Origin of the sequence: Archangium gephyra, from assembly GCF_049060025.1 — a bacterium.
Classification (GTDB): domain Bacteria; phylum Myxococcota; class Myxococcia; order Myxococcales; family Myxococcaceae; genus Archangium; species Archangium gephyra_A.
In genome coordinates this window covers 2,832,743-2,856,217 of the sequence record NZ_JBMEQQ010000002.1, presented here as the reverse complement: position 1 = coordinate 2,856,217, position 23,475 = coordinate 2,832,743, and the positions used below count along the sequence as shown (strand labels likewise).

Below are 23,475 nucleotides of genomic sequence, written 5' to 3'. Positions count from 1 at the left end.
CAGCAGAGCCGTCACGGGAATTCCGAGGGGTGCCTTTGGGCAGAGGCTCGCCAGGGCGGCCCCTGGGTTCCAGGTAGGTGTCCTGCTCACCCCGGCGGGGGCGAGGTGTCCTTCGGCGTGCTGAGGGTGAGCGCGAGCTGGCGCACCTCCTGGCCGTTGAAGGGCTTTCTCAGCTCGCGCAGCGTCTGGTGCTCGCCGAACTCCTGGAAGATCTCCGTCCACGAATAGTCGGAGTAGGCCGAGCAGAGCACCACGTTGAGTGAGGGCGCGAACTCGCGCAGCCGCCGGAGCGTCTCGGCGCCGTTCCAGCCCGGAGGCATCCGGTAGTCGAGGAACACCAGGGTATAGGGCCGGCCCGACGCCAGGGCCTCGCGCACCTTGGCGACGCCTTCCTGTCCCTGGAAGGCCGATTCCACCTCGAACTCCGGCTCGGCGGAGGTGTTGCCGCGGCTGGGCGTGGGGCCGAAGAGGGCTTCCTCCAGCAGATCCAGATCGTCCCGGCCGCGGCGCTGCTCGGGGTTGAGGATCCGCCGGAAGTCCGTGTGGATGGCCTCGGAATCATCGATGACGAGGATCCGTCGCTTGTCCGTGGGGTTGCTCATGCGGTCTCCTGGGCCGGTAGATAGGGGAGTTCCAGCGTGAAGGTGGCTCCGTGTCCCGGGCCGTCGCTGTGGACGGTGAGTGCGCCGCCCAGCTCCTGGGCCGCCAGGGCGCTGGAGTGCAGGCCGAAGCCGTGCCCCTCCTCGCGCGTGGTGAAGCCGTACTGGAAGATGCGGGTGAGCATTTCGGGTGCGATGCCCATGCCGTTGTCATGCACCTGGATTCGCACCGGCTCATGGGCATGGGGGGGACAGTCCATGGACACGGTGAGAAGCCGTTCGGCCACGGGCACGCCGTCCATGGCGTACTTGCCGTTGCTCACCAGGTTGACCAGGATCATCAGCACCTTGTGCTTGTCGGTGAGCAGGGGAGGCAGGTCCGCCAGGTGACGCACCACCTTCACCTGGTGGCGGGTGAGCCCGGCCGCGTTGATGCGGATGGCGTCCTCCACCAGCCCCGCCAGGTGCACGGGCTCCTGCAACCGGGGCGTGCGCGCGTAGTTCTGCTGCACCTTCACGATGTCGCCCACGTGCTCGGTGTAGCGGCCCACATCGTCCAGCAGGGTGGTGATCTGCTGGCGCTCCTCGAGCAGGTTCCGGCCCAGCTTCTCGAGGAAGGGCACGACGTTCTTCCCGCGCTCGTCCTGGGCGAGGAAGGTGCCGGCGTCGGCCTGGTGCTCATCGAGGAGGTGGGCCACGCGGCCCACGTGCTCCAGGCGCATGCCCGTCATGCGCTCCTTGGCGAGCTGGGCCGAGGTGTAGACGCTGTTGAGCACGTTGCCCACGTTGTGCAGCACGTTGGTGGCGATCTCCGCCATGCCGGCGCGCCGTGCGGTCTGCACGAGCTGCATGTGGACGTCCTTGAGCTCGCGGGTGCGCTCCTCGACGCGCTGCTCCAGGCTCTCGTTGGCCTCGCGCAGGGCCTGCTCGCGGTGCTGGACCTCGTTGGCCATGTGCCGGAAGGAGCGGGCGAGCTGCCCCAGCTCGTCGTTGCGCGAGGTGTCCAGCTCCAGGTGGAAGTCACCGGCGGCGATACGGTCCGTGGCCTGGGTGAAGACGAGCAGCGGCTGGGTGATCTGCCGCCGGAGCACCCAGGCCATGATGGCCAGCTCCAGGACGAGCGACACGAGGCCGAGCAGCAGCACGTAGCGGGCGGCCGCGAGTGCGGGCTTCGTCACCATGCTCTCGGGGAGCACCGTGACCAGGTTCCAACCGGGACCCTGGAGCCGGGCCCTGGCGAGGTACTCGCCGTGCTTCGGGAGCTTCACCACCGTCCCGCCGGGCGGCAGGTTCTTCACGTGCTTGAAGACGTCATGCAGGTGGGCCCGCTGCTCCGCGGAGCCAAACCACGCGAGGGCGCCCCCGGGCTGCTCCTGCTTCGCGGCGTCCAGGATGTTGTAGACGCTGGTGGCGTCTTTCGCCGTCAGCCCGGGATGGGCGATGAGTTGCCCGTCATCGCGGAAGAGCACGTTGTAGGCCCCGGGCAGGTGGTTGTCACGGGTGCGGGTCACCAGCTCCTCGAGGAGCACGTCGTGGCTGATCGTCGCGGCATGGTGGCCGTCCAGATCCAACGGCGTGGAGACCGAGACCAGCGAGCTGTTTGCCACCGGATCGCCGAAGACTCCGGTCCAGGCCGTCTTGCGCTCCGGGTTGTTCTCCGGGCGGCTGATGGGGAAGAAGTCGAACTCGACCATCGAGAAGCCGGGCTCGGCGTCCTGGCACCAGGTGGGGCGCTCGGGCCAGTAGATGATGAGCGCCCCCTCGGGCAGCGTGACGTAGGTGTTCGCGAAGCGCGTGGAGAAGGCGGGTCCGAACCAGGTGAGCACGTCGTACGAGGCCAGCACCCGGCGCCGCAGGTCCTCGTCCACGTTCACGCCCCGGGGGACGAAGACGCCTGGCTGCCTCGTGCCGTCGAAGCCCTCGGGACGGTTGCGGATGGAGCCGTCGGGCAGCCGCACGAACAGGGTGTCGAAGCGGGCGCTCACGTCCTCCGGGCTCAGGGCCTGGATGCGCTCCTCCAGCGTCTTGCGCAGGACGGCGTGGTTGTCCTCGGCCAGCACGAAGATGGCCTGCTCGCGCTGGCTGTACTCCACGACATAGCGCTCCAGCCGGATGAGGGTCTCGGTGCGCAGGGTCTGGAGGATGTGCAGGTAGCTGAAGAGGGTGGCCAGGGTGATGACCACCGCGATGCGCACGCCCATCTTGAGGAGCGTCGAGCGGGCCAGCGAAGCACGAGGGCGCGCGGGGGCCGGCTGGAGGACCCCGCGAGAGCGGACCTCGTTCGGAGTGGAGTCGTGCGGGTCTGACGGGGGGAGAGCCACGCTCAAGGGGAGGGGTGCCAGAAGTCGAAGGAGTGTCGTGTTCCCGACAGGTGGCGGAACTGTAAAATTTTTGCCCTCTCCATGCACCACAAACCTCGACCTCTGCCCACAAGGCTGCCCGGTGGGCTCCCGGGGCCGAGGGTCCGCTCACGCCACCTGGGGCACGGCGAGGGAGGGGAGCTCCAGGGTGAAGGTGGCGCCGCGCCCTGGACCGTCGCTGTGGACGGTGAGCGAGCCCCCCATCTCCTGGGCCGCCAGGGCGCTGGAGTGCAGGCCGAAGCCGTGCCCCTCCTCGCGGGTGGTGAAGCCGTACTGGAAGATGCGGGTGAGCATCTCCGGGGCGATGCCCATGCCGTTGTCATGCACCTGGATGCGCACCGGCTCGTGGGGGAGCTGCTCCAGCTTCACGGAGAGGATGCGATCGGGCACGGGCACCCCGTCCATGGCGTACTTGCCGTTGCTCACCAGGTTGACGAGGATCATCAGCACCTTGTGCTTGTCGGTGAGCACCGGGGGCAGGTCCGCGAGCTGGCGCACCACCTTCACCTGGTGGCGGGTGAGCCCGGCCGCGTTGATGCGGATGGCGTCCTCCACCAGCCCCGCCAGGTGCACGGGCTCCTGAAGCCGGGGCGTGCGCGCGTAGTTCTGCTGCACCTTCACGATGTCGCCCACGTGCTCGGTGTAGCGGCCCACATCGTCCAGCAGGGTGGTGATCTGCTGGCGCTCCTCGAGCAGGTTCCGGCCCAGCTTCTCGAGGAAGGGCACGACGTTCTTCCCGCGCTCGTCCTGGGCGAGGAAGGTGCCGGCGTCGGCCTGGTGCTCATCGAGGAGGTGGGCCACGCGGCTCACGTGCTCCAGGCGCATGCCCGTCATGCGCTCCTTGGCGAGCTGGGCCGAGGTGTAGACGCTGTTGAGCACGTTGCCCACGTTGTGCAGCACGTTGGTGGCGATCTCCGCCATGCCGGCGCGCCGGGCCGACTGCACCAGTTGCAGGTGGACCTCCTTGAGCTCGCGGGTGCGCTCCTCGACGCGCTGCTCCAGGCTCTCGTTGGCCTCGCGCAGGGCGTGCTCGCGGCGTTGGATCTCATCGGACATCAGCCGGAAGGAGCGGGCGAGCTGCCCCAGCTCGTCGTTGCGCGAGGTGTCCAGCTCCAGGTGGAAGTCACCGGAAGCGACACGGTCCGTGGCCTGGGTGAAGACGAGCAGCGGCTGGGTGATCTGCCGCCGGAGCACCCAGGCCATGATGGCCAGCTCCAGGACGAGCGACACGAGGCCGAGCAGCAGCACGTAACGGGCGGCCTCGAGGGCGGGCTTCGTCACCATGCTCTTGGGGAGCACGGTGACGAAGTTCCAACCGGGGCCCTGGAGCTGGTCCACGGCGAGGTACTCGCCATGCTCCGGCAGCTCCACCACGGCCTGCCCCCGCGGACGGTTCTTCACCCGCTCGATGATGCTCCGCAGGTGGCCCTCGTCGGCCATGGAGCCGGGCTGCGAGATGCCCCCCTTCATCGCCATTCCGGGATACGCGATGACCTCGCCGTCCTCGCGGACGAGGACGTTGTACGCGCCGGGCAGGTGGTCGCTGATGGTGCGGGCCAGCAGCTCCTCCATGAGCACGTCCTGGCTGATCGACGCGACATGCTGGCCCTCGAGGTCCAGGGGGAGGGTGGACGTGGTCATGGATCTCCCGCTGACCTCATCCGTGTAGACCTCGGACCAGAGCGTCCGCCGCTCCGGGTTCCGCGCGGGCACGCTGGCGGTGAAGTACACCTGTTGGGTGACCCGGAAGCCGGGCTCGGCGTCATGGACCCAGGTGGCGCGCGCGGGCCAGTAGATGATGATGGGCCCCTCGGGCAGCGTGATGAAGGTGTCCGTGAAGCGGACGTGGAAGGCGGGCCCGTATTGGGCGAGCACGTCGTACGAGGCCAGCAGCCGCCGGCGCATGTCCAGGTCGACGGTGACGCCGCGGGGGACGAAGACGCCGGGCATCTTCGTGCCATCGAAGCCCTCGAGGCGGCTGCGGATCGTGCCGTCGGGAAGCTGCACGAACAGGCGGTCGAAGCGCGCGTCCACGTCCTCCGGGCTCAGGCTCCGGAGGCGCTCCTCCAGGGCCTTCCTGGCGACGCCGAGGTTGTCCTGGGCCAGCAGGAAGATGGCCTGCTCCCGCTGGCTGCGCTCCGAGACATGCTGCTCCAGTTGCGCGAGCGCCTCGGCACGCAGCGTGTGCTGCATGTGGAGGAAGCTGAAGAACGTCGTCAGGGCGATGACGACCGCGATGCGCGCGCCCATCTTGATGAGCGTGGAGCGGGCCAGCGGAGCACGAGGGCGGGAGGGGGGAGGCGGCATGAAGAGTTGGCCGCATGACACAGGGCCCGCCGCTGGAATTCCACCCTGAAGCGAGCGGGGGAGCTGCCCGCCTGGAGATATGCCGGGATGGGAGGAGGATGTCCTGGACATGTCCAGGACACAGGGGCTCCCCGGAGACAGAGGCCGGGCGAGCCCTGGGAGGGGCGCCCGGCCTCTAGCGGACCGTTACATCCGGTAGGTGAGCTTCAACCCGCCGATGGCGAGCGCGCGCTCGGCGCCGAGCACGGGCATGCTCGCGCCCAGCTCCGCGCCGAAGTGCTCGCCCGCGCGGAAGCGCAGCCCGATGGCGGGCGCCACGTAGTCGAGCACGGCCCGGTGACCGAAGTGCAGGTTGGCATCGAGCACGGCGGCGAAGCCGCTGCACAGCGCGTACTCGGTGCCCACGTTCATCAGGAAGCCGGCGCGGGGCAGGGCGGCCGCGGCCCCCAGGCCCATGTCCGCATCCACGCCCGCGTAGCCGTGCACCTCGAAGCGATTGGTGGGCCGGTACAGCACGGCGGCGCCCACCTCGGCGCCCAGCGTGCGCGTCCTCGGGCTGGCGAAGGACGTGGGGAGCTGCAGCCGCACGCTGGGGGAGAGCACGAAGGGCCCCCGCGTCAGCGCCATATAGGTGCCTCCGACGGTGAGCTGCCCCAGGTGCATCGTGGTGCCGGTGAGGCTGGCGTTCTGGACGAACTGGAAGCGCAGGGCCTCCAGCGTGGCGAACACCTCCAGGTCCGGGCGCACGGCGTAGCTGGCGGAGAGGAGGCCGGCCCCGGTGACGGCGCCGTAGAAGTTGGCCGTCTCGATGATGGCGCCACCCTGGACGCCGAAGCCCACCTCGGTGCGGGGGCAGGCGCGGCGGCCGGTGGCGACATCGGCGGACAGGAAGCCGAAGGTAATGGGGCCCTCGGCGAGCGCGGGGGCGATCCACTGCTCACACCCGCCCTCCGCGCGAGCGGTGGCGGGCAGCAGCAGCAGGACGGCGAGCGCGGAGAGCAGTCGGGACAGGTTCACGGTGTGCCCTCGATTCACTGGGCGGCCACGCCGGGGGCATCGAAGCGTCCGTTGCCGTTCCGGTCGAGGATGAAGGGGTTGGTGAAGGACATGGGGTAGCCGCCGGTGACCACCTGCGAGAAGTGGAACTGGGGATGCGCCTCGCTGGCGGGAGGGGCGGGGGTGCGCAGCGGGCCGTACTTGGAGCCCTCGGCGATGTCGGCGCGATCCACCTTGCCGTCGCCGTTGTTGTCGCTCGTGTCGGGGATGCCATCCGGCTTGTCGCCACCGGGGCCGCCGAAGTCGGCGGCGAGCGGCAGGCGGGCGCCGGCCTCCACCAGGAGCCACGCATCACCATTCACGCCGGCGAGCAGCTCGGACAGCGCGAGGCTCTTGTCGTAGCGCACGAGCTTGAGTTCGACGTTCTCGGTGCTGAGCGGATCCGCCGGGTGGAAGAGCTCCGTGCCGCTGAGCGTCTTCACGACGGTGCCGTTGACGACGATGCGCACCTCGTCCACGGGCACCCAGGGGGCGGCGGAGACCTTGAGGTGGAGCTTCGCGTCGGCCGAGGGGGCGAAGGGGGTGAAGCCGAAGCGGCGGTGCACACCGGCGGCTTCCACGGTGGCCTCGATGACGGGGCCGTTGGTGCCGAAGGACTCACCGGCCTTGAGGGCCTTGTTGAAGTGGGCGGTGTCGAACGAGAGGCCGGGAACGGCGCTGGTGTAGACGATGTTGCGCGGCACGCCCACGGTGTTGTCGGTGAGGCTGTGCGAGTCGCTGTTGGCGGTGCCCGCGGCGAACTGGCCCTGGTTGAGCGTGTAGAACCAGAAGGCGCGGTAGGGCAGCAGCATGTCGTTCTGCGTGCCGTTCATCACCTCCTGGGCGTGCTGGCCGTTGTTGGCGAAGCCGCCCTTGGGCGTGCGCACGTACATGCCGGCGCTGGTGCCGTCATCGCGCGAGGGCAGGTTCTTCGTCGTGTCGAGCGCGAGCGCGCGCGGGAAGCCCAGGTCGCGGCCGAACTCGGCGTCGGACCAGGGGTGGTTGAGCTGCACCAGGAGCTGATCGCGCAGGGCGGGCGAGGCGCTCTCCTTCACGCGGTCGAAGAGCTCACCGGGCTCGACGAGCTCGTCCGAGGGGGCGCCGTTGCGCGGCTTCGTCGGGTCGTACTCGAGCGGCCAGAAGTTGTAGTGGCCCACCACGAGGGGCACGGTGGAGCCGGGGCGCTTCATCCAGAGGATGTGGCCGGTGGTCTCCAGGCCCACCACGGCGCTCATCTTGTTCTCCAGGCCCAGGCTGCGCACCATCTGGGCGTAGTCGTAGATGACGTCGTGGTCGGTGGAGACGATGACCTCCGTGTCCGTGGCGGAGAAGGAGAGCACGCGGTCGTACTCGGGGATGGAGCTGTCGAAGCTGGCGCTGCCGTGCACGTGCAGGTCCGCGCCCACGGTGCCCAGGGGCTGGAGCGCCAGCTTGTGCAGGACGAGGTCCACGATGGTGTTCCCGGCGCCGAGCGTCACGGTCTCGCGGTCGAGGGTCCAGAAGGGGCCCTTGAAGGCGTAGAGGTGGAAGCGGCCCGCGGGGGCGTCCACGGTGGCGGTGCCGTTGCGCACGAGGAAGCGGTTGCACGCGGGCGAGGGGCCCGGAGGCGGACCCAGCCACGGCGCGCAGGTGCCGAAGCGGCCGTGCAGCGAGCCCTCGGTGTCCTTCAGGGTGGTCTCATCCACGGGGACGAGGAAGACCTCGGCGTCGAGGCCGAGGCCGGAGACCCAATCCACCACGTTGACGGTGAGGCGGGAGTGGGAGGAGACGGCGAGCGTCCCCACGTCGGCGTCCGCCTGCACGTTGTCGAGCTGGCGGTCGGCCACCTTGCGGCCGAAGGCGTGCAGCTCCACGACGTAGTCGCGGCCGGCGGGAACGCGGGCCTGGAAGCGGCCCTCCTTGTCGGGCGTCACCTGCGTCCAGGGGATGCGGGTGGCCGGGCCGGCGGCGAGCTCGCCCTCGCTGATGATGACGCTGACCTCGCGGCCCGAGGCGACCGGCGCCCCGTTGCGGGTCACCGTGCCCGTGAGCGTCACGTACTTCTCGCCGTGCAGCTTCTGCCGGGCCTCGAGGGCCAGGTCCGCGGCGGCGGCCACGTCCCCGCGCTCGGACACGGCGAGGAAGCGCTCGAAGACGAGGTAGTCGCGCGGCGGCACCACGGTGCGCGGCAGGCCCGAGGAGGAGATCTGATCGCTCTGGAAGCCCTCGAGCAGGTTCGCCTCGCCGCAGGCCACGTGGGCGTAGCTGGAGGCCGGGTCCGAGGCCATGGCGGCCGTCAGGTACGGGAACTTCTTGAAGGCGTCACCGATGGAGAGCAGGCCGAAGGACGGGTGCTGGTAGCCCGAGCCCGGCGCGGGCGTGAAGGGCAGGGCCTCGCGGCCGCTCCAGTAGAAGCCGTCCGCCAGCGCCCAGAGCTGCGGATCCACGGAGGTGTTGAGGACCTCCGTGCGCACGCGGATGCCGGGCTCGCAGGGGCGCATTTCGTAAAGGGTGTGGATGGGGAACTCGGGCTTGCCGTCGAGCGTGCCGCTGAGCTGCACCGCCACGCGGGTGGGGCGCTCGTCGATGATCTTCATCGACGTGTAGTGCGGGGCGTCCCCGGGGAGGATGCCCACCACCGGGAGCACTTGGTTGATGCCGTCGTTGTCCTTGCCGCGGGCGCTCAGGTCCAGCAGCGAGCCGCCGTTGGCATCCAACAGGTGCATGTTGCCGAGGCCGGAGATGACGGCCACCGCCCGGTCATTGCCCAGGAGGATGTCGCCGCGGGCGCCGAGGGCGTTGAGGCCGCCGGGCACGGTGTCGGCACCGGCGCCGGGGGCATTGCTGCCCACGCGCTTGTCCGAGGGGGTGAGGGTGCGCACCTCGAGCATCGAGCCGGAGGCGGCTTCACAGGAGTAGCTCAGCTTCTCGCAGGGGCTGGCGACCCGGCATCCTTCATCATTGCCGAGGCAGCTCTCCTTCTTGCAGCCGGCGAGCGTGAGGCCGATCAGGGCCAGACTCGCGGCCAGGAGGCGAAGGGGGGAGGACATGGTTGCTGCTTGTATCAACCTCCCGGGTGGTTCCTCCAGTAGCGCAAGCCGTGAGCGGCGTGGCAGGAGTCTCCGATGAGGTCCAGGTAGAGCTGGTACTGGGCCGTCTTGATGGACTGCATGTCCCGGAAGGCACCTGACGCGTCGAGCCGACGCACCGCGCCATCGAGCAGCGCGCGCGCTAGTTCCACGGCGCGGGCCTGCTCGGGGGTGGGCTTCCAACCCGTGTCCTCGCGGTAGCGGCCGAGCGTCTCGAGGAAGTGCCCGTAGAACTTCACCATCTGTATGAGCACGGGGAGGCGGTAGGCGGGCGGGGCGGAGGTGAGGGCGGCGTCGTACTGGCGGGACTCGGAGCCGAGCCGGTAGATGAGGACGTCCACCTGGGTATCGAGGCGGGCGCCCCAGGCCTTGCGCACCACGGGGTGGCGCGCGTAGCCGGCGACGGCCTGGAAGAGGTGCAGCCCGCCACAGGGATGCGCGTAGATGCCCTGCTTGCGCTTGGGCACCTGGGGCAGCCCGGCCTTCATGCCGGCCATCAGCTCCGCGTGCTCGCGCTCGAGCAGGGCCAGCGCCTCGTCCATCACCGTGGGGAGGCGGAACGTCTCTCCCGCGCCGTTGGTGAAGGAGGCGCCCGGGCGCAGGGCGTGCGAGAGGGCATCGAGCGTCCAGGCACCATGGGGCGAGAGGGCGGCGTCGTGGCGGAAGTCGCGCTCCAGGTCCTCCACGAGCGACTGGAGGGTGACGGGGCCCCAGCTCGCGCGGAGGGAGCGGGGGAGGGGATGGCCCGCGAGCAGCAGCGTCTTCACGAGGAGGTGGGGGTGGGGCTCCACGGGGGTGCCGTCGGCGGCGAAGGTGTCGAAGCGGAAGTCCGGGCCCTCGCGGCAGAGGAAGTCCGCGATGATGACGTCCGCGGCGCGGCGGCCATCGCGGGCCTTGAAGGCGAGGCCCTCGGCGGCGATGCCATGGGCGAGCGCCCAGGGGTTCTTCGGATCAGCGGCCCAGGTGCGGCATTGGGTGCGGAGCACCTCCTCGGCCGAGGGGCGTGCGGCCGGTGTGGCCGACAGGAGCGCGAGCAGCGCGAGGGTGACAGAAGTCATGAGTCGTCCTTGTCCGGGAGGACGGCCTTTGTACTATCGACCCACCCATCAATCATCCCGAGGAGCCACGACGACCATGCCGAACCCGTTCACCGAGGAGCATGAGGCCTTCCGTAAGACGGTGCGTACGTTCGTGGAGAAGGAGATGACGCCGCACGCCCTGGAGTGGGACCGGGCGGGCATCTTCCCGAGGGAGCTCTTCCAGAAGTGCGGAGAGCTGGGGTTCTTCGGCATCAACCACGATCCGAAGTACGGCGGCAGCGGGCTGGACTACTGGTACGTGACGGCCTTCACGGAGGAGCTGACGCGCAGCCGCAACGCGGGCGTGAACATGGCGCTGCTGGTGCAGAGCCAGATGGCCACGCCGATCATCAACGAGCTCGGCACGGACGAGCAGAAGCGCGAGTTCCTGGCGCCGGCGCTGGCGGGCGAGAAGATCGCCGCGCTGGGCGTGAGCGAGCCGGGAGCGGGCTCGGACGTGGCGAGCATGCAGACGACGGCGCGCGTGGACGGGGATGACTACGTCATCAACGGCTCGAAGATGTGGATCACCAATGGCACGCGGGCGGACTTCATCACGCTGGGCGTGCGCACGGGCGGGCCGGGGTACGGGGGCATTTCGCTGGTGACCTTCCCCACGGACGTGAAGGGCTTCACGGTGTCGAAGAAGCTCGACAAGGTGGGCAACCTGTCCTCGGACACGGCGATCCTCTACTTCGAGGACTGCCGGATTCCACGGCGCTACGTGCTGGGCGAGGAGAACGAGGGCTTCTACCACATCATGACGAACTTCCAGGGCGAGCGCCTGGTGGGCGCCATCTCGGCGGTGGGCGGGATGGAGCGGATGATTGAAGACGCGCTCGCGTACGGGAAGGAGCGGCAGGCATTCGGCAAGCCGCTCCTGGGCTTCCAGGTGTGGAGGCACAAGCTGGTGGAGCACATGGCGGCCATCGAGGCGGCCAAGCGGCTGACGTACCACGCGGTGGACATCTTCAACGGCAAGGAGAACGCGGTGCGGGAGATCTCCATGGCGAAGCTGTTCGCGGGAGACCTGGCGCAGAAGGTGGCCTACGACGTCCAGCAGTTCTTCGGAGGCATGGGCTACATCGAGGAGACGCACATCGCGCGGGCCTGGCGTGACATCCGGCTCATCACCATCGGCGGCGGCACCTCCGAGGTCATGAAGGAGATCCTCTCGAAGATGTCCGGCTTCTAGGCCGTCAGCGATTTCCTCACGAGAGGGGGGGCTTCCGGTGCCGTCCCTCCGGATCCTCGCATAGAGTCGGGCCGCCGCCGGCCGGACATGCCTCAGGGGGCCTCCTCCTTGGGGGTGCATGTATTCCGGCCGGTGTCCTGGACACCGACTCATGCCGCATGCTGCCTCCCCTGGCCCCCGCTCCTCGCTGGCCCGCTCGACCCTGCTCAGCATGGGGGTCCGCATCGCGCTGGTCATCGTCCTGACCACGCTCGTCAGCTACCTCCACATCCTCCGCTCCACGCGCACCGAGAGCTTCCAGCGGCTCGTGCACTATGTCTCCGAGCGCAGCCAGCGCGAGCAGGCCGTCTTCATCCTGGCCGAGGAGAACCATGCGCTCCTCAGGAAGGCCCTGGAGGAGCGCATCCGCTTCTGGCGCCAGAAGGACCCCGAGGCCCGCTTCGACAGTCTGTTCACCCGGTTCGAGGATGGCTCCATCCGCAACCGGCCCAAGGGGTTCGACGGGACGCGGATGCCCGGCGTCTTCGTGAACCGCGGAGTGACGGCGGACGTGGACTTCCGCCGCCGGCTGCTGGCCTCTCATGACGTGGTGGCCCAGTTCGGGCCCGCGCTCCGCGCGAGCTTCACCGACACCTACGTCATCCTGCCCGAGGGCGCGGAGACCGTGTTCTGGCCGGAGGCTCCGGACTGGTGCCAGGAGGTCGACGCCGATTTCCCGCTCGTCACCAGTGACTTCTTCGCCCTCACCCAGCCCGGGAACAACCCCCAGCGGCGGACGGCCTGGACGGGCATCTTCGAGGATGTGCCCTCCAAGCGGTGGATGGTCTCGGTCATCACCCCGCTGGACCTGGACGGCCGCCATGTCGCGACGGTGGGCCATGACGTGCTGCTCGACGAGCTGATGGCCCGCACCGTCAATGATCCGCTGCCCGGTGCCTACAACATCGTCTTCCGCGATGACGGGCAGCTCATCGCCCACCCCCAGTTGAAGATGGGGAGCGGCTCGGCCGTCTACAACCTCCTGGACCCGGTGAAGCCCGGTTCACCCCTGCGCCTGGACTCCGCCGAGAAGCATGCCCACCTGCGCGCCATCTTCGATCGGGTGCGCGGCCGCCAGCCCGGGCAGAACATGATGAAGCTGGCGGAGTATGACGAGTACCTCGCCGTGGCGCGGCTGGCGGGAACCGGCTGGAACTTCGTCACGGTGCTGTCCGGGCGCGAGGTGTCCGCGACGGCCTTCCACGCGGCGCGCTACGTCCCGCTCTTCGGCATGGCGTCGCTGCTGCTGGAGCTGGGCATCATGTATTGGATGCTCCGGCGGCACATCACCCGCCCGCTGCTGGCATTCTCCCGGGCGGCCACCCAGGTGGAGGCCGGGGATTTCCACGTCGAGCTGGACACGTCTCGGGACGACGAGCTGGGGCAGTTGGCCCAGGCCTTCCAGCGGATGGCCCACGAGGTCCAGCGGCGCGAGGAGGCCCTGCGCCACGCCAACGAGGGACTGGAGCAGCGCGTCGAGGAGCGCACCCGGGAGCTGAAGGAGCTCCATCAGCGGCTGGTGGACACGGCGCGGCGGGCCGGCATGGCGGAGGTGGCCACCCACGTGCTGCACAACGTGGGCAACGTGCTCAACAGCGTCACCACCTCGGCGCTGGTGGCCCGGGAGCGGCTGGACGGGTTGAAGCTCGAGCAGGTGGGCCGCGTGGTGGACCTGCTCGAGGCGCACCAGTCCGACCTGGCCCGCTTCCTCACCGAGGACGAGCGCGGGAAGAAGGTCCTGCCCTTCCTGCGCCGGTTGAACCGGCACATGAGTGACGAGCAACAGGTTCTTCGCGAGCTGCTCGACGATGTCGGCCGGTACACCGACCACATCGCCACCATCGTCCGGATGCAGCAGCGCCATGCCAGGACGCCTCAACTCCAGGAGGCCGTCTCCCTGTCGGTGCTGGTGGAGGACGCCCTGCGAATCAGCGCGGATGGGCTCTCCCGCTTCCACGTCCAGGTGGAGCGGAGCCTGGCGGATCTGCCTCTGGTGATGGCCGACAAGCACAAGGTGCTGACGATCCTGCTCAATCTGATCAGCAACGCCATCAACGCCATGGAGGCCCTGCCCGCCGAGCAGCAGCGGCTGCGCGTGACGTTGGAGCGCCCTTCGGAGCGCCTCGTGCGCATCGAGATCCGCGACCATGGGGTGGGCATCGCCCCGGAGCTGCTCACGCGCATCTTCCAGCAAGGCTTCACCACCCGGGAGGAGGGGCACGGCGTCGGCCTGCACTCCAGCGCCCTGGCGGCCCAGGAGATGGGGGGCTCGCTGAAGGCCCACAGCGAAGGGCCCGGACATGGGGCCACCTTCACCCTGGAGCTGCCCTTCCACCCGGCCGGAGAGGGCTGAAACGGGGCGGGCAGGGCGCCGGACCGGACCTTCCTCTTCCCCGAAGCTGACGCCCGAGGGTGCCGCCCGGCCGCGGCGCTCACCGTGCGCGGCGGCCCGGGCCTCGCCCGGTGCTGGTCGCCGGGCTTAGAACGCCTTGGCGCCCGTCAGGGCAATGCGGGCGATCTCGCCGCGGAGCGTCTCCTCGGTCTGCCCGTTCGCCCAGCCCGTATGGAGCGCCAGGGTGTGGCCCGCCGCCTTGTTGCCCGCGATCACCGCGGCCTGCTTCATGTTCGCGAAGACCTCCACCAGCCTGGCCTTGGTGAGCTTGCGGATGTTGCCCATCGTCGCATTGACGAGGCGGTCGATCTCCCCCTTCAGGACGGCCTCGGTCTGGCCCCGGGCCCACCCGCGGTGCGCCTCCAGATCCGTCGCCGTCTTGCCATCGGACACCTGCCAGGCGTTCTTGACGTAGGCGAACACGTTGGCCTGCTGCTCCTTGGTGGTCACCGGGCCCCCGGTGAAGAACGAGGTCTGCGCCTGCGCCTCTCCGGAGAACAGGAACAGCACACCCATCACCGCCAGCGGCCCGACAACGTGACGAAGCGAAACCATGGACTCTCCCCTTCATGTGTGGCGTTCGATACGGCGAGCCGCCGCACAGCAGGGCGCGTGCCAATCCGCGGGCCCCGGGGCCTCGGAGGCCAGGAGCCTCGGGCCTCTCTCCCCGCCGGGCATGGCGTCTCGGCTGGCGTGTCAATGACGCGTCAGCCGCGCCCCCTGACACGTCCAACCTCCCCACCTACTTCTTCTTGAAGAGGGACTCGGCGGCGGACAGCAGGGAGTCCTTGTTCTCCTTCTCGTGCAGGCCGCCCTCGCCAACCTGGAAGAGCTGCACAGAAGTTGGCTTCGTCCTTGTCCGAGGGCACCTCGGCGAAGGGCTCCTTGCACTGCTTGGCCACCCTGGGGTCGAAGTGGCGGCAGTTGCGGCAGGAGTGCACCTCCTCGCCGCAGTGGGGGCAGGTGTCCCGCCGTCCCACCTGGTTGCCCACGATGTCGAGTTCGCCTCCGCAGTGCGCGCAGCCCGGCATGCTCCACCTCCCGCTCAGGGGTGAGGCAGTGCATACCAGCGCGCTCCTCGCGCCGCGAGTCCCTAGGAGCGCGAGGGCCGGACGGTGGCTCCCAGGGGAACCGGCTCGGCGGCCTTCGCCTCCTCCAGCTCCTGGTGGGCCTCCTCCAACTCGCCATCCAGGCGGCGCATCAGGCTGAGCACCCAGGCGCTGGCCCCCGCCATCACGGCGAACATGACGCCCAGCGCCTGGCCGCGCTGCCACAGGTGGGCCCGCTCCAGCACCGCCCGGCGTTTGGCGAACGTCTCGAGCTGCTGGGTGGCGAGGGTGTCATCGAAGCTCTGGGCGAACTCGCTCGCCTGGGCCTTGCCGCGCTCCAGCAGCCAGTCCGCCTCCGAGCGCAGTTGCTCCGCGCGGTACCAGCACCCCGCCGCGCAGGCCGCGGTCAGCAGGGAGACGCACACCGCCGTCGTCACGCTGAACAGTCGCATCGCCCCTCCGGTCCGCCGTTTCACGGGTCCACGACAACCCGCCACTGCTCCGGCTTCCCGAAGACAGTAGCCGATGGTAGGGACCCCATCCGCCATGGGCAAGCCCTACCGTCCGAAAGACCACTATTTCAAGAAAGCCAAGCAAGAAGGGTTGAGGGCCCGATCCGCCTTCAAGGTGGATGAGATCCTCAAGCGCTACCCCTTCCTGAAAAAGGGCGCCACGGTGTTGGACCTGGGAGCCGCCCCGGGCGGCTTCCTGCAGATATTGGCCGACGCGGTGGGCCCCAACGGCCGGGTCATCGGGGTGGACATCGTCGCCATCCGGCCCTTCTCGCAGCCCCACGTGAAGACGGCGGTGCTGGACGTGCTGGCCGACGACTTCGACGCGAAGCTGAGCGCGCTCCACGACGGGCCCTACGACGCCGTCATCTCCGACATGGCGCCCAAGACGAGCGGCATCCGCACCACGGACGAGGCCCGCAGCCTGCGGCTGGCGCGCAAGGCGCTGGAGCTGGCCGTCACCCGGGGCCGTCCGGGCTCGGCCTTCGTGGCCAAGCTCTTCATGGGCGGTGAATTCGAGGAGTTCCGCGAGGAGGTGCGCGCCAGCTTCGAGGAGGTGAAGCTGGTGCGCCCCGAGGCCACCCGCGGCGCCAGCATGGAGGTGTACGTGGTGGGCCTGCGCCGCAGGGCACCGCCCGCCCCGGCCCCCGTGGCGCCGTGACGGGCCTCGTCCTACACTGGCGCCCGGCGCACGCCGGGAGGTAGGCACATGTCCGACCAGAAGCCCACACGTGGAAATGCCTCGCGCAAGGCGATCTCCGCGCTCGACGGGAACGACGAGTTCAGCGTCTTCTCGGTGGAGCCCGAGGCGCAGCGGCCTCCCGTCGCGCTCGAGCAGGACACCCAGGGCCGGCCCGATGACACCGCCGTGTCGTTCTCGGTGGTGCGCTTCTTCCGGAAGATCTTCGGCGACTAGCGGGCGGCACGAAGCCCCGGGTGTCAGCCCAGGAGCGTGGCCTGGCTGGCCACGCGCTCCACGCAGGCGGCGACGTCGTTCATGGGCGAGTTCACCACGCGCGCCACCTCCCAGGCCTCGAGGGGCTCGTCCTCGTTGGGCACGAGCAGGGGCTGGAGCACCGAGGCCTCCTGGGGCTCGGGGCGAAGCCAGAGCTGCTGGGCCTCGGGGGAGAGGATGACGGGCATCCGGTCATGGATGGGGGCCATGAGGTGGTTGGGGCCGGTGGTGATGAGGGTGCAGGTGCGGAGCACCTCGCCGGTGTCCGGGGCGGTCCACTCTTCCCAGAGGCCGGCGAAGGCCATGGGCCGGCCGTCCTTGCGGCGGAAGAGGTAGGGCGTCTTGGGCTTCGTGCTCTGCTTCCACTCGTACCAGCCGTCCACGAGCGCGAGGCAGCGCCGGCGCTTGAGGGCGGAGCGGAAGCTGGGCTTCTCGGCCACCGTCTCGCCGCGGGCGTTGATGAGCTTGTTGCCGATGGCGGCCTCCTTGGCCCACGAGGGGATGAGGCCCCAGCGGTAGGCATCCAGCATGCGCTCGCCGTCGTTGATGACCACGGGCATGAGCTGGGTGGGGGCGAGGTTGTAGCGGGGGCGCTCGATGGCGGTCCGGATGCCGGTGAGGGCGAACTCACGGGCGATCGCCAGGGCGGGGGTCTGGATGGTGACGCGGCCACACATGGGCCGCAGTATGCCCCGGGCGGGAGGGGGGCTCCACTGGCGTCCCGCCATGTACACCCCGAGTTCACGGTCTACTCGAAGGGGACGGTACTCACGGTGGGCCGCGAGTCGTCACCTTCCCCAGGTCCGGTTGCGGCGCGTCGACAACAGGGCCAGGGCCGTCAGCAAGACCAATCCGGCCAGGCTGCCATCGCCCGTGCTGCCGCAACTCCAACCCAACGGCGAGAATGCCTCATCGTCGCCTTGCCCTGGGTCCGTACCTGGACCTGCACCTGGACCTGGGCCTGGATTCGTCGGCTCGGGCTCCTCTTCGCCGGGATTGCTTGTATCTGGCGGCGCCAGGGGGAGTGGGCCCGTGCTGACCGTGACGGATTCATCGAAGAGGTTGCGGGCTATCAACTCGATGCGATAGTCGACCCCTGGTTTCGGGGTGATGTTGAAGGTGTAGGTCGTCGTCTCCGAGGGCTCCTTCAGGTTGTACACAATGGGGTTGGCCTGCTCGATCCCATTGGCGCGCAGGATCACCTCGAAGTTCACGTCCGTCTCCGCATCCGAAAAACCGGACCACGAAGCCGTGATGGAGTTTGGGTAGATCATCCCGCTCACGGTCCCCGCGACCGGCCCGGAGGTGTCCACCAGCAAGCGGAAGACGAAGGCATCCTCGCCGCCGTTCGCCGTGAGGTCAGCGCCGGTACCTGTCTGGAGCAACTCTTTGTCGGCGGTGGAGTGCCCGACGAACGTGAGTGTTCCCGTGGGGCTCGCGGCCAGCCCCCGCACGGACTCGGTGGTGTCGGTAGGCCCACCGACGTAGGAAGCCCAGACGAGCCGTGTCAGTGCCCAGTCCACCATGGCGACGAAGGCATCGTGCTGGATGGCTCCAGGGTTGAGCGTCGTATCAAAGGCCTTGCGGGCCAGAGTCGTGGAGGTCGTCCTCCCACCGACGTAGATGTTGCCCTTCGAGTCCGCCGAGGCATGGCCGTCCATGCGCTCGCCGCCCGCGCCGATCCGCTTCTGCTGCAGGAGGGCGCCTTTGTCGTCCACCCGGAGCATGTAGATCTCCTCTCCGGGGCGGGGATCCTTCGGGGGGAAGTTCGTGGAGAGGGTGTTGCCGATGATGGTGATGCCGCCGGGGAACGGCTGGTGGAGGATGTCCCGGACATCATCGATGTTGGCGCCGCCCAGGTACTCGAACCACATCAACGTCCCGTCCGCGGGATTCATCCGGGTGAGGAATCCATCGCTCTCTCCTCCGCCAAAGTCGATCAGGGGCGTGGGCATGGTCACGGAAGACGACGAGACCTTCCTGGCGACAACGCCTCCCACGTACAACTGGTGGTACGGGGGGGTGGTCGCCACCGCGAGCGCCTCGTCGAGGCCTGTACTCCCGAAGGTGGTGGTCCACAGGATGGTGGGGCCGCTGCTCGAGATGTCCACCTTGGTGATGAACGCCTCGCCAGCGCGGGTCCCCACGACGTACGCCACCTGCTCGTCCGGGAACATGGCGACATCATGACCCTCGTCATCGCCCGTGCCTCCCAGGTACATGAACCAGCTCAGCGTGCCATTCAACTCCAGCCGGGCCAGGAAGGCGTCCTTGCCGCCATGGTGGCCATGGCCTGTCGGTACGGGCACTCCCGTGTCGATGGACGCGGAACTGGTCGTACCGACGACGTACATGTGCTGCTCATTGGGGTGGTTGAACACCACCCTCCGAGCCACGTCATTGCCAGCACCACCAAACAGGCGTGTCCACACCACGCCTCCACTCACGTCGTATTTGGTGACGAAGGCGTCCTGACTCGTGCCGGCTCTGGGCGCGGCCAGGCTCCCAGGGAAGCGGGGAGCGTTCGTGCTACCCGCGACGTAGACCTCACCGTCCCTGTGCGACAGAATGCCGTACGCCGCGTCATCGGTGGCGCTGGTGCTCCCATCGGCCGCACTGCCCCCCAGGTAGGTGTTCCAGGTGATGGTACGGGCCGGGGCGCCCTGGGCGCTGGCCGGGTGCGGCTGTAAGGCGAGCGGAAGCAGGACGGCGACGATGGCTGCGGTGCGGAGGTGGCGAGCGGACATGTGCGTTCTTCCTCTTGTGCGGACTCTACTCCGTCAGTCGCCGCAGGTCGCCCGCTCGTTGGTGGGGTAGAGCGTGGCGATGCCGTAGGTGCCATTGCGCGTCCCGCACCAGATGCGCCACGAGGTGCCGCCGAGATCCGGCGCCGAGTACACGCCGCCCTCCTTCTTGGCCCCATCCCGCGCGCAGCAGCGGGCGAAGGCGCGGGTGCCCACGGCCACCATGGCCACCGGATCCTCCGCCTGCGCGAAGCCGCCGAGCTTCTTCTCGGCGCAGGACCACGGGGCCACACCGCGGAAGCGGATGAGGTACTGCGAGCCCTGGAGCGCCTTTCCACCGCGGGCCGGGCCGTCGAAGCAGAGCTTCCCCTCGGACTCGAGCTGGGCGTAGCGCGGCAGGTAGTGCAGCCCGCCGATGTTCTGCTCCAGCCACTCGTCGCCGCAGAAGACGTGGGTGAAGGCGTTGCGCGGCCCCGTGCTCACCCACAGGCCGGTGAGCCACTCGATGTTCCCCTGGCGCGAGCCCGGGCGGCCCGCCACGGACAGGGCCCGCTGGATGCGCGGGTCGTCATGGTGCGCGGCCATGAAGCGCTGCACGTCGCCGCGGCTCACCGAGGCGTCCGGCCGCGCCGGGCACATCCCGAGCACCTCGCGGTCCACCGGCTTGAGCGCGGGGAGCTGGCGGAACAGGGGCGGGTTGTTGCAGCGGGTCGCGCAGCCGGTGGCCTGGGGGATGTGGGCCGCCAGGGGCGCGGCCACGGGGGCCCGGTCCTTCGACGCCAGGAACGCACCGCTCATCCGCGGCTGCTCCGGCAGCGCCGCCGTGCCGTCGCACTTCACCCAGCCCTCGGCCGTGGCCCCCTTCACTTTGCACCACGCGCGTCCCGGGCCTCCCTTCTTGAGGACGGGATAGGCCTTGTCCGGCTCGACGGTGAAGACGACCTTCGTGGACTCGGGTTCCGCCACGGCCTCCAGCCGGGTGCCCGAGACGAAGGCACCCGAGGCCTGGGCTCGGAAGGGGAGGGTACAGAGGGCGATCAGCAGCAGGGTGAGGGTCCGCATGGGTCCACGCAGGATACCCTCACCCCGTCCCTCTCCCAGCGGGAGAGGGGTGTTACGCCAGCTTGATGCGCGCGGTCTTGTGCTTGCCTACCTGCACCAGGTACTCGCCCGCCTCCAGCTCGTGCTTCGGGTCCGTCGCCTTCTCCCCGTTCACCCGCACGCCGCCCTGGCCCATCAGCTTGCGCGCCTCCGTCACCGACGCCACCAGCTTCGCCTCCGCCAGCGCCTTCGCCAACGGCACCTTCGGCGCCCCGCCCATCCCCACCTCCACCAGCGGCTGGTCCTCGGCGACGATCTTCTTCTGCGAGTAGCGCTCCTCCCAGGCCTGCATCGCCTTCTGCGCCGACTCCGCGTCGTGGAAGCGCGCCGCCATCTCCTGCGCGAACCCCGACTTCGCCGCCTTCGGGTGCAGCTCCCCGCTCGTCACCTTCGCCTTCAGCTCGCCCAGCTCCTTGAGCGTCCGCGACGACAGCAGCTCGTAGTAGCGCCACATCAGGTCGTCCGTGATGCTCATCAGCTTGCCGTAGATCTGCTCCGGCGGATCACTGATGCCCACGTAGTTGTCCAGGCTCTTGGACATCTTGTCGCCGGTGATCTTCCCGTCGACCATCTTCGCGTCCAGGCCCTCGAGGATGGGCCCGGTCATGATGACCTGCGGCTCCATGCCCTCTTCCTTCATCAACTGCCGGCCCACCAGCAGGTTGAAGAGCTGATCCGTCGCGCCCAGCTCCACGTCCGCCTTGAGCGCCACCGAGTCGTAGCCCTGCAGCAGCGGGTAGAGGAACTCGTGGATGGAGATGGAGCGGTTCTCGCGGAAGCGCGTCTTGAAGTCGTCGCGCTCCAGCATGCGCTGCACCGAGTAGCGCGCCGCCAGGCGGATCATCCCCTCGGTGCCCAGCTTGTCCAACCACTCGGAGTTGAAGCGCACCTGCGTCTTCGACTGATCCAACACCTTGAAGACCTGCTCCTGGTACGTCTGCGCGTTGGCCTTCACCTCCTCGCGGGTGAGGGCGGGGCGCGTGACGTTCTTCCCGGAGGGGTCACCGATCAGCGCGGTGAAGTCACCGATGAGGAACACCACCTGGTGGCCGAAGTCCTGGAAGCGCCGCATGCGCGTGAGCAGCAGCGAGTGGCCCAGGTGCAAGTCCGGACGGCTCGGATCGAAGCCCGCCTTGATGACGAGCGGCTTGCCCTTCTCATACGAGCGCTCGAGTTTCTTCTTCAGCTCCTCGGGCACCTGGATATCCACGGTGCCGCGGGTCACTTCCTCGAACTGCTCCTGGGGGGTCGCCTTGCGCAGCGCGTTTTCGGACATGGCGCCGCGCAACCTACCCGAAAACGCGGGCAGGGTGACAAGCGACGTCGCTCGCCGGACGCGCCGCTCAGGTTCCCGGCAGGTGCTCGCGCACGCGCTCGATGCTGCGCGCCTTCCCCGTCTTGTCGTCCATGTCGATGATGACGCCCTGGACGTAGACCAGGTTCTTGGCCAGCTCGTAGGGGACGTGGCGCAGGGTGATGAAGCGCTCGATGGAGAAGCTCCTTCTTCATCCCGATGACGGAGTCCAGCGGGCCGCACATGCCCACGTCGGTGATGTAGGCCGTGCCGCCGGGCAGAATCCGCTCGTCGGCCGTCTGCACGTGGGTGTGGGTGCCCACCACGGCGGACACCTTGCCATCCAGGTGCGCGCCCATGGCGTTCTTCTCGCTGGTGGCCTCGCAGTGCATGTCCACCAGGATGCAGGGCGTCTGCTTGCGCAGCTCCGCCACCAGGTCCGGCGCCACCGTGAACGGGTTGTCCAGGGGCTTCATGTTGACGCGGCCCTCGAGGTTGAGCACCCCGAGCTTGCGCCCATCCGGCGTCTGGATGACGGTGGACCCCTTGCCCGGCGCTCCCTTGGGGTAGTTGGCCGGCCGCAACAGCAGGTTGGGGTTGTCCTGGACCCAGGGGAGGATCTGCTTCTTGGTCCAGAAATGGTTGCCGCTCGTCAGGAGGTTGACCTCACTGGCGAGCAGCGCTTCCGCGGACTCGGGGGAGATCCCGGCGCCGCCTTCGCTGTTTTCAGCGTTGGCGACGACGAGGTCCAAGGAGTGGCGCGCGATGAGCTTGGGGAGAAGGGTGCGCACAGCCGTCACTCCCGGCTTGCCCACCACATCGCCCATGAAGAGTACTTTCACGTGTCCAGGAAGTCCCAGTCGCGGTAGAGCCCGCGCAGTGTCTCCGCCTCGGTGACGACGAGGTCCATATCCACGTCGTCATTCGTGGTCGGCATGGTGTCGACGACCTGGTCGCCGAAGGCGAGCCCCACCCGGCGGCTGCGTGCGGAGGCCGCCTTCAGGGTGGCGTCGTAGTAGCCGCCGCCCCGGCCCAGCCGCTTGCCGTCGCGCGTGAAGCCCAACCCGGGCACCACGAACAGGTCGATCTGGTCCACCGGGATGAGCTCGGCCGAGTTGGTGGGCTCTCTGACTCCGAGCCTGCCTGGCTCCAGCTCCGCTTCGGACTTGATGGCCCGGAAGGACAAGATGCGTCCATGGACGTGGGACAGCGGGTAGCAGACGATCTTCTCGTCCTGCAGGGCCGCGATGAGGATGTCCCGCGTGGGCACTTCACCCCGAATGGGGGCGTAGAGCGCCACCGTCCTCGCCTTTTGGTAATAGGGCGTTGCCAGGAAACGTGCCTGAACCTTCAGCCCGCGCTCGTCGATGATATCCGGCGTCATCGCCTTGCGCCGCGCCGTCAGTTCCTCGCGCAACGACACCTTCCGAGCTGCCCCCTCTTGCGCCACCGTCTCGCTCACCTGCCCCGCTCCCGCCAAGAGTGAAGAAAAAAAGTCCCCCGCAGCATGGCCGTGTGCCTAGCGTCCATTGAACCCTAAAAAGCCAGGTGGGGTTCGAAGTCGTGGCTCCGTAGGCTTCCCTCTTCCCGTGAGGGGAGGGCTTGCTCATGGAACTCGAAACGGACCCCGTGATGGACGTATCGGTTCGAATTTCTGCTGGGCATCACGCGCCCCGCAGGGGACAACCCTTCTACCAAACTTCTCCTGACTACAAATACTTGAAACTCCTGGAGAAACCCAGGAAT

Annotated in this window: 17 protein-coding genes, 1 other RNA gene and 2 pseudogenes; 4 read left to right on the top strand and 16 right to left on the bottom strand. The window is 68.8% G+C overall.

Going from position 1 to position 23,475, the window contains the following annotated elements:
* Window positions 1-86: 86 nt before the first annotated feature.
* From ACN28I_RS12305 to ACN28I_RS12280, 6 genes are all read right to left on the bottom strand, one after another.
* Window positions 87-602, bottom strand: a complete 516-nt coding sequence (locus ACN28I_RS12305) for a response regulator (RefSeq protein ID WP_420942230.1) — start codon at window positions 600-602, stop codon at window positions 87-89.
* Window positions 599-2,800 carry an ATP-binding protein gene (locus ACN28I_RS12300; RefSeq protein WP_420942229.1) on the bottom strand — a complete coding sequence of 734 codons (2,202 nt, stop codon included), beginning with the start codon at window positions 2,798-2,800 and terminating at the stop codon, window positions 599-601. Before ACN28I_RS12300 ends, ACN28I_RS12305 begins: the two co-directional genes overlap by 4 nt.
* A 267-nt stretch (window positions 2,801-3,067) precedes the next feature.
* Entirely contained in the window at window positions 3,068-5,266 is a 2,199-nt protein-coding gene (locus ACN28I_RS12295; RefSeq protein WP_420942228.1) for an ATP-binding protein, read from the bottom strand.
* Between the two features lie 186 nt (window positions 5,267-5,452).
* Complete coding sequence (locus tag ACN28I_RS12290; protein ID WP_420942227.1) at window positions 5,453-6,283, bottom strand: hypothetical protein; 831 nt, start codon at window positions 6,281-6,283, stop codon at window positions 5,453-5,455.
* Between the two features lie 14 nt (window positions 6,284-6,297).
* The gene (locus tag ACN28I_RS12285) at window positions 6,298-9,330 is read right to left on the bottom strand and encodes a CehA/McbA family metallohydrolase (protein ID WP_420942226.1); all 3,033 of its coding nucleotides are present in this window, start codon (window positions 9,328-9,330) and stop codon (window positions 6,298-6,300) included.
* Between the two features lie 14 nt (window positions 9,331-9,344).
* Complete coding sequence (locus ACN28I_RS12280; RefSeq protein WP_420942225.1) at window positions 9,345-10,427, bottom strand: hypothetical protein; 1,083 nt, start codon at window positions 10,425-10,427, stop codon at window positions 9,345-9,347.
* 76 nt (window positions 10,428-10,503) lie between these two features.
* On the opposite strand from ACN28I_RS12280, the gene ACN28I_RS12275 reads away from it, so the two are divergent.
* Both ACN28I_RS12275 and ACN28I_RS12270 read left to right on the top strand, forming a co-directional pair.
* Window positions 10,504-11,643, top strand: coding sequence for an acyl-CoA dehydrogenase family protein (locus ACN28I_RS12275; RefSeq protein WP_420942224.1), 1,140 nt, complete (start codon window positions 10,504-10,506; stop codon window positions 11,641-11,643).
* A 151-nt stretch (window positions 11,644-11,794) separates the two neighbouring features.
* On the top strand, window positions 11,795-14,035 hold the full coding sequence (locus tag ACN28I_RS12270) for an ATP-binding protein (RefSeq protein WP_420942223.1): 2,241 nt from the start codon (window positions 11,795-11,797) through the stop codon (window positions 14,033-14,035).
* Between the two features lie 126 nt (window positions 14,036-14,161).
* Here the strand turns inward: ACN28I_RS12270 and ACN28I_RS12265 are convergent, their stop codons facing one another.
* The 3 genes and pseudogenes from ACN28I_RS12265 to ACN28I_RS12255 form a co-directional block, all read right to left on the bottom strand.
* Window positions 14,162-14,629 carry a hypothetical protein gene (locus ACN28I_RS12265; protein WP_420942222.1) on the bottom strand — a complete coding sequence of 156 codons (468 nt, stop codon included), beginning with the start codon at window positions 14,627-14,629 and terminating at the stop codon, window positions 14,162-14,164.
* A 187-nt stretch (window positions 14,630-14,816) separates the two neighbouring features.
* Window positions 14,817-15,105 (bottom strand): annotated as a pseudogene (locus ACN28I_RS12260) (hypothetical protein).
* 62 nt (window positions 15,106-15,167) lie between these two features.
* On the bottom strand, window positions 15,168-15,575 hold the full coding sequence (locus ACN28I_RS12255; protein ID WP_420942221.1) for a hypothetical protein: 408 nt from the start codon (window positions 15,573-15,575) through the stop codon (window positions 15,168-15,170).
* A 73-nt stretch (window positions 15,576-15,648) separates the two neighbouring features.
* Between ACN28I_RS12255 and ACN28I_RS12250 the strand changes: the two genes are divergently transcribed.
* Window positions 15,649-16,296 (top strand): SAM-dependent methyltransferase, encoded by a 648-nt coding sequence (locus ACN28I_RS12250; RefSeq protein ID WP_420942220.1) that lies wholly within the window; start codon window positions 15,649-15,651, stop codon window positions 16,294-16,296.
* A 48-nt stretch (window positions 16,297-16,344) separates the two neighbouring features.
* Complete coding sequence (locus tag ACN28I_RS12245) at window positions 16,345-16,551, top strand: hypothetical protein (RefSeq protein WP_420942219.1); 207 nt, start codon at window positions 16,345-16,347, stop codon at window positions 16,549-16,551.
* Between the two features lie 23 nt (window positions 16,552-16,574).
* Here the strand turns inward: ACN28I_RS12245 and ACN28I_RS12240 are convergent, their stop codons facing one another.
* From ACN28I_RS12240 to ssrS, 7 genes and pseudogenes are all read right to left on the bottom strand, one after another.
* Window positions 16,575-17,267 carry an SOS response-associated peptidase gene (locus ACN28I_RS12240; RefSeq protein WP_420942218.1) on the bottom strand — a complete coding sequence of 231 codons (693 nt, stop codon included), beginning with the start codon at window positions 17,265-17,267 and terminating at the stop codon, window positions 16,575-16,577.
* Between the two features lie 111 nt (window positions 17,268-17,378).
* A complete protein-coding gene (locus ACN28I_RS12235) occupies window positions 17,379-19,337 on the bottom strand; it encodes a hypothetical protein (RefSeq protein ID WP_420942217.1) in 1,959 nt (652 codons plus the stop codon).
* 33 nt (window positions 19,338-19,370) lie between these two features.
* Entirely contained in the window at window positions 19,371-20,396 is a 1,026-nt protein-coding gene (locus tag ACN28I_RS12230; protein ID WP_420942216.1) for a hypothetical protein, read from the bottom strand.
* A gap of 52 nt (window positions 20,397-20,448) precedes the next feature.
* Window positions 20,449-21,711 carry a tyrosine--tRNA ligase gene (gene tyrS / locus ACN28I_RS12225; protein WP_420942215.1) on the bottom strand — a complete coding sequence of 421 codons (1,263 nt, stop codon included), beginning with the start codon at window positions 21,709-21,711 and terminating at the stop codon, window positions 20,449-20,451.
* A 67-nt stretch (window positions 21,712-21,778) separates the two neighbouring features.
* Window positions 21,779-22,571, bottom strand: a pseudogene (locus ACN28I_RS12220) (TIGR00282 family metallophosphoesterase).
* Complete coding sequence (locus ACN28I_RS12215) at window positions 22,568-23,191, bottom strand: 5-formyltetrahydrofolate cyclo-ligase (RefSeq protein ID WP_420942214.1); 624 nt, start codon at window positions 23,189-23,191, stop codon at window positions 22,568-22,570. Before ACN28I_RS12215 ends, ACN28I_RS12220 begins: the two are co-directional and overlap by 4 nt.
* 31 nt (window positions 23,192-23,222) lie before the next feature.
* Window positions 23,223-23,414, bottom strand: a non-coding RNA gene (gene ssrS / locus ACN28I_RS12210) — 6S RNA.
* Between the last annotated feature and the right edge of the window lie 61 nt (window positions 23,415-23,475).